This is a genomic window from Streptomyces recifensis, assembly GCF_002154615.1.
Taxonomy (GTDB): domain Bacteria; phylum Actinomycetota; class Actinomycetes; order Streptomycetales; family Streptomycetaceae; genus Streptomyces; species Streptomyces griseoluteus.
The window spans coordinates 1-9,405 of the sequence record NZ_MUNH01000482.1 but is presented as its reverse complement, the minus strand read 5'-3'; the positions used below and the strand labels follow the sequence as shown (position 1 = coordinate 9,405).

10 protein-coding genes are annotated in these 9,405 nt (G+C 72.6%); 7 read left to right on the top strand and 3 right to left on the bottom strand.

The window, feature by feature from the left end; genetic code table 11:
• The 3 genes from CCN33_RS23450 to nudC all read left to right on the top strand — a co-directional run.
• Positions 1 to 451, top strand: a 451-nt coding sequence (locus tag CCN33_RS23450; RefSeq protein WP_244173914.1) for a PD-(D/E)XK nuclease family protein, incomplete at its 5' end; no start/stop codon positions are given.
• A 10-nt stretch (positions 452 to 461) separates the two neighbouring features.
• On the top strand, positions 462 to 1,868 hold the full coding sequence (locus CCN33_RS23445; RefSeq protein WP_086695489.1) for a dipeptidase: 1,407 nt from the start codon (positions 462 to 464) through the stop codon (positions 1,866 to 1,868).
• 151 nt (positions 1,869 to 2,019) lie between these two features.
• Positions 2,020 to 2,964 carry an NAD(+) diphosphatase gene (gene nudC / locus CCN33_RS23440; RefSeq protein WP_086695488.1) on the top strand — a complete coding sequence of 315 codons (945 nt, stop codon included), beginning with the start codon at positions 2,020 to 2,022 and terminating at the stop codon, positions 2,962 to 2,964.
• Between the two features lie 59 nt (positions 2,965 to 3,023).
• On the opposite strand, the gene CCN33_RS23435 is transcribed toward nudC, so the two are convergent.
• Complete coding sequence (locus CCN33_RS23435) at positions 3,024 to 3,281, bottom strand: mycoredoxin (protein WP_086695487.1); 258 nt, start codon at positions 3,279 to 3,281, stop codon at positions 3,024 to 3,026.
• Between the two features lie 111 nt (positions 3,282 to 3,392).
• Between CCN33_RS23435 and CCN33_RS23430 the strand changes: the two genes are divergently transcribed.
• From CCN33_RS23430 to CCN33_RS23415, 4 genes are all read left to right on the top strand, one after another.
• Positions 3,393 to 5,705, top strand: coding sequence for an ATP-dependent DNA helicase UvrD2 (locus tag CCN33_RS23430; RefSeq protein WP_425275864.1), 2,313 nt, complete (start codon positions 3,393 to 3,395; stop codon positions 5,703 to 5,705).
• 140 nt (positions 5,706 to 5,845) lie between these two features.
• Positions 5,846 to 6,166: a hypothetical protein gene (locus tag CCN33_RS23425; RefSeq protein ID WP_086695485.1), complete on the top strand. Its 321-nt coding sequence runs from the start codon at positions 5,846 to 5,848 to the stop codon at positions 6,164 to 6,166.
• Positions 6,167 to 6,342: 176 nt separating this feature from the next.
• Positions 6,343 to 6,711, top strand: coding sequence for a WhiB family transcriptional regulator (locus tag CCN33_RS23420; protein WP_030807350.1), 369 nt, complete (start codon positions 6,343 to 6,345; stop codon positions 6,709 to 6,711).
• Between the two features lie 11 nt (positions 6,712 to 6,722).
• Complete coding sequence (locus tag CCN33_RS23415; RefSeq protein ID WP_086695484.1) at positions 6,723 to 7,049, top strand: hypothetical protein; 327 nt, start codon at positions 6,723 to 6,725, stop codon at positions 7,047 to 7,049.
• A gap of 167 nt (positions 7,050 to 7,216) precedes the next feature.
• On the opposite strand, the gene CCN33_RS23410 is transcribed toward CCN33_RS23415, so the two are convergent.
• On the bottom strand, positions 7,217 to 8,635 hold the full coding sequence (locus tag CCN33_RS23410) for an ABC1 kinase family protein (RefSeq protein ID WP_086695483.1): 1,419 nt from the start codon (positions 8,633 to 8,635) through the stop codon (positions 7,217 to 7,219).
• The coding region (locus CCN33_RS23405) for a TOMM precursor leader peptide-binding protein (protein WP_140394636.1) at positions 8,628 to 9,405 on the bottom strand (778 nt) is incomplete at its 5' end. The genes CCN33_RS23410 and CCN33_RS23405, both read right to left, overlap by 8 nt.

Here is a 9,405-nt window from a genome sequence, read left to right as displayed (position 1 = left end):
CGCCGAGATCGCCGACGAGGCCGACCTCGAAGCCCTCAAGGAGGCCTTCGAGCGCACCGAGTACGCCCGGCGCACGCCGTACCGGGTCGAGGTCCCCGTACAGCTCACCCTCGCCGGGCGGGTCGTGCGCGGCCGGATCGACGCCGTCTACAAGGACGGCGAGGGCGCGGACGCCACGTACGAGATCCTCGACTGGAAGACCGGCCGCACGCGCGGCGCCGACCCGCTCCAGCTCGCCGTGTACCGGCTGGCCTGGGCGGAGCAGCAGGGCATCCCGCCGGAACGGGTCACGGCCGCGTTCCTGTACGTGCGTACCGGGGAGGTGGACCGCCCGGACCCGCTGCCCGGCCGAAAGGAGCTGGCGCGACTGCTCGAAGGGGAGCGAACCGGGGCGAGGGGGACACCGGGGTGTGACGAACCGCCCGCCGAGGATGTCCGCGCGGGCCGATAGGCTCGTGAGCATGAGCCAGACCCCGGACAGCGCCGTCCACGCGTACATCGAACGACACCGCGCCGCCTTCCTCGACGACCTTGCCGCCTGGCTGCGCATCCCGTCCGTGTCCGCCCAGCCGGAACACGCCCCCGATGTCCGCCGCAGCGCCGACTGGCTCGCCGGGAAACTCACCGCGACCGGCTTCCCGGTGGCCGAGGTCTGGCCCACCCCCGGCGCCCCGGCCGTCTACGCCGAATGGCCCTCGGGCGACCCCGAGGCCCCCACCGTGCTGGTCTACGGCCACCACGACGTGCAGCCCGCCGCCCGCGCGGACGGCTGGGACACCGACCCCTTCGAGCCCGTCGTACGAGGAAACCGCCTCCACGCGCGCGGTGCCGCCGACGACAAGGGCCAGGTGTTCTTCCACACACTCGGCGTCCGCGCCCACCTCGCCGCGACCGGCCGTACCGCGCCCGCCGTCAACCTCAAGCTGCTGATCGAGGGCGAGGAGGAGTCCGGCTCCCCGAACTTCCGCGCCCTGGTCGAGGAGCACGCCGACCGCCTCGCCGCCGACGCCGTGATCGTCTCCGACACCGGCATGTGGTCCGAGGACACCCCCACGGTGTGCACGGGCATGCGGGGCCTCGCCGAGTGCGAGATCCGGCTGTACGGCCCCGACCAGGACATCCACTCCGGCTCCTTCGGCGGTGCCGTGCCCAATCCGGCCACCGCCGCCGCCCGCCTGGTCGCAGCCCTGCACGACGAGCACGGGCGCGTGGCCGTCCCCGGCTTCTACGACGGCGTCGTGGAGCTGACCGAGCGCGAGCGCGACCTCTTCGCCGAGCTGCCCTTCGACGAGGCCGAGTGGCTGCGCACCGCAAAGTCGCACGCGGCCCACGGCGAGGCCGGGTACAGCACCCTGGAGCGCATCTGGGCCCGCCCGACCGCCGAGGTCAACGGCATCGGCGGCGGCTACCAGGGCGCCGGCAGCAAAACGATCATTCCTTCCACGGCCGTGGTGAAGCTGTCCTTCCGGCTGGTCGCCGGTCAGGATCTCGGCGCCGTCGAGAAGGCCGTACAGGACTGGGCCGAGCGGCAGGCGCCCGCAGGCATCCGGCTGGAGATCGACTTCAGCCCGGGTACGCGCCCCTGCCTCACCCCGCTCGACCACCCCGCACTGCAGTCCGTCGCCCGCGCGATGGGCCGCGCCTTCGGCAAGCCCGTGCGCTTCACCCGGGAAGGAGGCTCCGGTCCCGCCGCCGACCTCCAGGAGGTGCTGGGCGCCCCGGTCCTCTTCCTCGGCATCTCCGTCCCCTCCGACGGCTGGCACGCCCCCAACGAGAAGGTCGAGCTTGACCTGCTCTTCAAGGGCGTCGAGACCAGCGCCCACCTGTGGAGCGACCTCGCCGAGAACTGGCGCCGCGCACCCTGCTGAACAGCCGCCGTTCGGGAACGGCACCGCGCGCCGGGCACACTGGAAGGACCGCCCGGCCCGGCCGCCCCCGCCCGGCCGCGGTGCCCCTGACCCGTATCCCGTTGAACCGCCCGCCGAACCGACCGTTCCATTGGGGGAGTTGGAAGCACCAGTGACCACCCGGACCGACCACACCGCTGACCGACCCATCTCGCTCACCGCCCCGAGCGGCATCGACCGAGCCGCCCACCACCGGCTCGACGAAGCCTGGCTCGCGGCGGCGTGGAGCCACCCCACGACCCGCTGCTTCGTGGTCTCCGGCGGCCAGGTGCTCATCGACGAGACGCCCGACGGGCGCACCGAACTCGTCATGACCCCCTCCTTCGAGGCCCCCCTCACCGAGGCCCACCGCTACTTCCTGGGCGAGGACGAGGACGGCGTCAGCTACTTCGCGCTTCAGAAGGACTCCCTGCCCGGCCGCATCGACCAGTCCGCACGCCCCGCCGGACTGCGCGAGGCGGGCCTGCTGCTCTCCCCGCGCGACGCCGGGCTGATGGTGCACGCGGTCGGCCTGGAGAACTGGCAGCGCACCCACCGCTTCTGCTCCCGCTGCGGCGAGCGCACCGTCATCGCCGCCGCCGGGCACATCCGGCGCTGCCCCGCCTGCGGCGCCGAGCACTACCCGCGCACCGACCCGGCGGTGATCATGGCGGTCACCGACAACCAGGACCGCATCCTGCTCGGCCGCCAGGTGCACTGGCCCGAGGGCCGCTTCTCCACGCTGGCCGGGTTCGTCGAGCCCGGCGAGTCCATCGAGCAGTCGGTGCGCCGCGAGGTGTTCGAGGAGGCGGGCATCACGGTCGGCGAGGTCGAGTACGTCGCCAGCCAGCCCTGGCCGTTCCCGTCCAGCCTGATGCTGGGCTTCTTCGCCCACGCCACCTCCACCGAGATCGACGCCGACGGCGAGGAGATCGAGGAGGCCCGCTGGTTCTCCCGCGACGAGCTGGGCGCGGCCTTCGAGTCCGGCGAGGTGCTGCCGCCCTACGGCATCTCCATCGCCGCGCGGCTGATCGAGATGTGGTACGGCAAGCCGCTGCCGACCCGGAGCGCCTTCTAGACGCGAGAAACCCCGGCCGCCCTGTGCACGGGCGGCCGGGGTTCCGGCGGTTCTGGCGGTCAGGCGCCGAGGGCCTGCTTCACCTGGGCGAGACTCGGGTTGGTCATGACGACCTCGGAGCCACCGCCGACGGGCACGACGCGCACGGTCGGCACCGTCTGGTTGCCGTCGTTCGCCTTCTCCACGAACGTGGCGGACTCCGGGTCGTGCTCGATGTTGATCTCGGTGAAGGGGATGCCCTCCCGGTCGAGCTGGCCCTTCAGCCGGCGGCAGTAACCGCACCAAGTCGTGCTGTACATCGTCACAGTGCCCTGCATGTCTCGCGCTCCTCAGGCGGCCGGGGGGTATGTCCTACGTCGTGCACTGGGCAAACGCGGGAGACCCGACGTGCATTCCCACGGATGTGATGCCCGCCGCACGCGGCCGCTGTGACACCCGCCGCATTAAAACGACTATCGGGGCCCGCCTGTGGACAATCGACGCGATGGTCCCGGCCGACCTGGCAGCATGGCCATGTGACAGCAGCAACGCCCTCCCCTCTCTTCCCGCGGACCCCGGACTCGGCCGACGCGGTGCTCGAAGGGCTCGACCCCGAGCAGCGCGAGGTCGCCACCGCCCTGCACGGGCCGGTGTGCGTCCTGGCCGGAGCGGGCACGGGCAAGACCCGCGCGATCACCCACCGCATCGCGTACGGGGTGCGCTCGGGCCTCCTGACGCCTTCCAGCGTGCTCGCCGTCACCTTCACCAACCGGGCCGCGGGCGAGATGCGCGGCCGGCTCCGCCAGCTCGGCGCCCAGGGCGTGCAGGCCCGCACCTTCCACTCCGCCGCGCTCCGCCAGCTTCAATACTTCTGGCCGAAAGCGATCGGCGGCGGGCTGCCCCGGCTGGTCGACCGCAAGATCCAGCTGGTCGCCGACGCGGCCGCGGCCTGCGGCCTCCGCCTGGACCGGGGCGAGCTGCGGGACGCCACCGCCGAGATCGAGTGGTGCAAGGTCACCCAGACCGTCCCCGCCGACTATCCCTACGCGGCCGTGAAGGCGGGCCGCGAGACCCCGCGCGACCCGGCCGAGATCTCCCACCTCTACGCGGCCTACGAGAACCTCAAGCGCGACCGCGCCGTCATCGACTTCGAGGACGTGCTGCTGCTGACCGTCGCCGTCCTCCAGGACCGGCACGACATCGCCGACCAGGTACGCGCCCAGTACCAGCACTTCGTGGTGGACGAGTACCAGGACGTCAGCCCGCTCCAGCAGCGGCTGCTCGAACTGTGGCTCGGCGACCGCGACAGCCTGTGTGTCGTCGGAGACGCCAGTCAGACCATCTACTCGTTCACGGGTGCAACCCCCGACCATCTCCTCGACTTCCGGCTCCGCCACCCCGGCGCCACCGTGGTCAAGCTGGTCCGGGACTACCGCTCCACCCCCCAGGTGGTCCGCCTCGCCAACGGGCTGCTCGCCCAGGCCCACGGCCGCGCCGCCGACCACCGGCTGGAACTGGTCTCCCAGCGCGCCCAGGGTCCCGAACCCGTCTACACCGAGTACACCGACGAGCCCGCCGAGGCCGAGGGCGCCGCCCGCCGCATCCGTGAGCTGATCGCCGCCGGGACGCCGGCCGCCGAGATCGCCGTCCTGTTCCGCACCAACTCCCAGTCCGAGACCTACGAGCAGGCCCTGGCCGACGCCGGCGTCCCGTACCAGTTGCGCGGCGCCGAGCGCTTCTTCGACCGGCCCGAGGTGCGCAAGGCGGGTGTCGCCCTGCGCGCCGCCGCCCGCTTCGGCGGCAACGACTCCCTGCTCGACGAGGCGGTCGACCTGCCCTCCCAGGTCCGCGCTGTGCTCTCCGGCGAGGGCTGGAGCAGCGAACCCCCGGCCGGCTCCGGCGCCGTCCGCGAACGGTGGGAGTCGCTGGCCGCGCTGGTCGCCCTCGCCCACGACTTCGCCGCCGCGCACCCCGAGGCCACCCTGAGCGACCTGGTCGCGGAGCTGGACGAGCGGGCCACCGCCCAGCACGCCCCGACCGTCCAGGGCGTCACCCTCGCCTCGCTGCACGCGGCCAAGGGCCTGGAGTGGGACGCCGTCTTCCTGGTCGGCGTCGCCGAGGGCATGCTGCCGATCACCTACGCCAAGACCGACGAGCAGATCGAGGAGGAACGCCGTCTCCTCTACGTCGGCGTCACCCGCGCGCGGGAACGGCTCCATCTCTCCTGGTCCCTCGCCCGCTCGCCCGGCGGCAGGGCGGGCCGCAAGCCGAGCCGCTTCCTCGACGGACTGCGGCCCGGCTCCACCGCCACCGTCGGCCGCGCGGCGACCGGCACCGGCGGCGTCGAGCGCGGCACCCTCGGCGGCCTCCCGGCCGCGCCCCGGCGCGCCCAGCGTTCCCCGGCCCGCTGCCGGGTCTGCGGGCGCACCCTCACCGACGCCGGCGAGATGAAACTGATGCGCTGCGAGGACTGCCCCTCCGACATGGACGAGGGCCTGTACGAGCGGCTGCGGGAGTGGCGGGCGGTGGAGGCGGGACAGAGCGGGCAGCCGGACTTCTGCGTCTTCACCGACCGCACCCTGATGGCCATCGCCGAGACCCGCCCCGACTGCGCGGCCGAACTCTCCCGCATCCCTGGCGTCCTGGACCGCAAGCTGCGCCGCTACGGCACCGACGTACTGGCCATCTGCGCAGGCCAGGAGGTCGGAACCGCCCCCGCGAACGCGGCCGGGACCACTGATCGGAACTCGTCGCAAAAATAGTTTGCGCCCGCGCCAGGAATCCCCATAGGTTCTAGGCACGGAAACGGCGGCCTTCTCGAAGGCTGTGAATCCGTGCTGTACTTCCATATCCGAGGACCGATTCACCCCGGTCCCCAAGACGCCGAGAGGAGGCGAGCCCAATGATCAGCATCGAGACCATCATCACCAGCCCGGTCAAAATGACCGATCGTCCGGCCGTCTCCCTGTGCATGCTCGGCGCGCCCTCCCAGGGCACCGGTCTGTCCGGCATTCGTGCCGCCCGTCCGGCCTCCTCGCTGCTCTCCGTGGACCTCCCTGTCCGCGAGCGCAATGAGCGACCGACCAAGGCACTGGCAGCGGTAGAGGCACAGGCGCAGGGCGCCTATGCCTTCGCGGCGGCCGGTGCCGGATTCCGCAAGCAGACGCAGCACCACCAGATGTGGGCCTTCCGTGGGCCAGAACCCTGGAGTGATCCAGCCTGATCGCCGATCAGGCAGGCGCCTTCAGGGCCGCGGAACCCCATCCGGGAACCGCGGCCCTTCTGTTTTCCCCGAACAGGGAGAACACCCCGAAGACGCCTCGGGACAACAAAAGAGAACCCGGTACCCAGCCGACACCCGGTCCACCGACCGGAACGACCAGACGAGGAAAACACCCCGTGCAACTCGAAGCGCACGCCCCGTCAGTACCGCCTTCACAAGCGATCACTCAGCTCGGCTCCACGGAGGACCCCGCCTTGCTCCCCCTCACCGCGCTCACCGCGCTCGACGACGCCATCGAGAACCTCGGCGTGCCCGTCCCCTGCCGTTCCTACGACCCGGAGGTCTTCTTCGCCGAGTCGCCGGCCGATGTCGAGTACGCCAAGTCGCTCTGCCGCACCTGCCCGCTGGTCGAGGCCTGCCTCGCCGGGGCCAAGGAGCGCCGGGAGCCCTGGGGCGTCTGGGGCGGGGAGCTGTTCGTCCAGGGCGTCGTCGTCGCCCGGAAGCGGCCGCGTGGCCGCCCGCGCAAGAACCCGGTCACGGCATGAACATCGCACGCATGCACCCCGCAGGAACGATCGACCGTCCCCTCACGCACGACCCCAAGAAGCAGGCCCCGATGAAGCCGTCCACCAGCGAGCCCACCGGCTCGGCGACCCCAGACCTCGAAAACCGTGGCGTGACAGGCTCGCGCCAGACGAACAGGACCCGCGAAATGCAACTCATCCCAGAAGCCCTGGCTCGTGCGCATATGCACGAGCGCCTGCACGACGCCCAGCGGGAGCGCCGGGCCATGAGCCTGGCCACCGCCCGGCGGATGCAGCGCCGGGCGGAGCGCGCCTCCCTGCGTGCCCGCCGTGCGCTCGCCGTCGCCGTCATGCAGTAGGCGCCGCCCTCGACGCGCACTGAGCGCACCCACCCGAAGCGGCGGCCTCCCGGCTCAGGGAGGCGAAGTCTTCCCCTCGGGGGCCGGTCCGGCCGAACGGACCGGCCCCCGAGGCATGCCCCCCGCCGGGCCTACGGTTCCACCGGGCCCGCGCCTCCGCGCCGGACCTATGCCTCCGCCGCGGGCTCCTCCGGCAGGTCCTCCTCCGCTTCCTCCGCCTCGGCCCGCAACGCCTCGGACTCCAGCGAGTCCGCGTCCGGACCGAACCCCGGCAGCCACTCCTCCAATTCCTCCCGCAGCCGCACCGTCGCGCCCAACTGGCACAGCACACCGATGGTGCTCAGCGTGACCCGGTGGATCAGCAGATAGGACGGCGGCAGATTGAGCTGCTTGCCGAGCTGGTACGCGGGGGAGCGGGGGTCGGCGACGCGGGCCGCCTGGCCGCGCATCCAGGACCGGGCGAAGGTGAAGGTGTCCACCTGCGCGGGCTCGATGATCGGCAGCAGGTAGTCGAGGACGGCGTCGGGGTCCAGGTCCATGGACTCCTTGATGAACCCCTCCTCGCAGAGCATCTCGTAGACCGGCTCGGCGTCCCCGTCCAGCGTCATCCGCAGCGCCACCCCGATGGTCGGGGGCAGCCCGCCGGGGAGCCGGTCCACCGTGCCGAAGTCCAGCACGCCCAGCCGCCAGCCGTCCTCACCGTCGGTGCCCGCCGGCAGCAGCCGGAAGTTGCCCGGATGCGGGTCGGCGTGCAGCAGGCCGGTGCGGGCCGGGCCGGAGAAGAGGAAGCGCGCCAGCAGTTGCCCGGCCCGGTCGCGCTGCTCCTCGGTGCCGCCGGAGATGATCTCCGACAGCGGGATGCCGTCGATCCACTCGGTCACCAGCACCTGGTCGCACTGGTGCACCACCGCCGGGACCACTACGTCCGGGTCGTCCGCGAACTCCGCCGCGTGCGCGGCCTGCGCCTGCGCCTCCAGCTCGTAGTCCAGCTCCTCGGAGACCCGGTCCTTCAGCTCCGCGATCAGCGGCTTGATGTCCATGCCGGGGATCAGCGGCCCCAACAGGCGGGCGAACCGACTGAGTTGACCAAGATCCGAGAGCAGGGCCTCGCCGGCGCCCGGATACTGGACCTTGACCGCGACCTCCCGGCCGTCGTGCCACACCGCCCGGTGCACCTGGCCGATGGAGGCCGCCGCCGAGGGCTTGTCCTCGAACTCCAGGAACAGCTCCCGCCAGTCCTCGCCCATCCGCTCCGCCAGTACGGCGTGCACCGTACGGGTCGGCATCGGGGGCGCCGCCTCCTGGAGCTTGGTCAGCGCGGCACGGTAGGGCCCGGCGACCTCCTCGGGGAGCGCGGACTCGAAGACGGACAGCGCCTGCCCGAACTTCATCGCCCCGCCCTTCAGCTCGCCGAGGACCTTGAAGAGCTGCTCGGCCGTGCGCTGCTGAAGCTCCCGCCCCACCAGCTCGGCCGACTCGCCCACGATCCGCTTGCCCAGCCCCCAGGTGGCCCGGCCGGCGAAGCCGAGCGGGAGCGCGGCGAGCTTCGCGGTCCGGGTGACCGCCTTCCGGGGAAGATCAGACATGCGCCCTCCAAGTCCCTGTCGGCCGCGCCGCGCCGGTCTCGCGTCGTCGCTCGGCCGACGGCCGTTGCACCGCCATTGTCGCGCGCGCCGGCCCTCGCGTTGAGGAGTGCTCCCCCTCCGCTTCCTCCCCGGCCCGCGCCGGGGTGCTTCCCCTTTTCCTCTCCTTCGCCCCGCAGCCGCATGCCGGATGCGGGGCGACGGGATGAGCGTCCCAGGTCAGAGCGGGTAGGGCTGCCTCCCAGCGGGTGCCGGTGGCCGTAGGTTCGCCCCCGTCGAGGAAGCTCAGGGCGTGCGCCGCGGCGAGTCCGGCGACCGCCGTGGCGAGGGTCAGATCACAGGCCCCCACCCGGCGCGCCCGGCCCGAACGCCACTGGGTGATCAGCCGGGGCCATGCCGCGTCCTCGTCGGTGCGGTGCTGCTGAAGACAGCCGGCGCACCCCGTCCGGCCGGGCAGCACCAGCGGTCCGACGACACCGGTCCCCTCCACCACCCCCGCGTAGAGATGGGGAGTACCGGAGATCATGAGGGGCTCGGCGAGGAACGGGTCCGGGGCGTGCACCGCCACCTCGTCACGCGGGGCGAGGACCACCAGGGACAGGCCTGGCTCCTCCTCTTGGCCGGGCCCGCAGAGTCTGCCGTGGCGGGTCCGGCGCGGGGGGCGGTCCGGTGCCGCACGGCGCACCGCCGTCCGCGCGGCCTCGTCCCGCCGCTCGCCCGCCGCCTCCGCCGGCAGCCCGCCCGGCGCCACGTCCCACGGCTGCACCCGGCCC

Excerpts from the sequence above, each read along its gene's own strand:
- CCN33_RS23445 (WP_086695489.1), top strand. The coding sequence starts at position 462 with ATGAGCCAGACCCCGGACAGCGCCGTCCACGCGTACATCGAACGACAC.
- CCN33_RS23435 (WP_086695487.1), bottom strand. The coding sequence starts at position 3,281 with ATGCAGGGCACTGTGACGATGTACAGCACGACTTGGTGCGGTTACTGC.
- CCN33_RS23425 (WP_086695485.1), top strand. The coding sequence starts at position 5,846 with ATGATCAGCATCGAGACCATCATCACCAGCCCGGTCAAAATGACCGAT.
- CCN33_RS23415 (WP_086695484.1), top strand. The coding sequence starts at position 6,723 with ATGCACCCCGCAGGAACGATCGACCGTCCCCTCACGCACGACCCCAAG.
- CCN33_RS23410 (WP_086695483.1), bottom strand. The coding sequence starts at position 8,635 with ATGTCTGATCTTCCCCGGAAGGCGGTCACCCGGACCGCGAAGCTCGCC.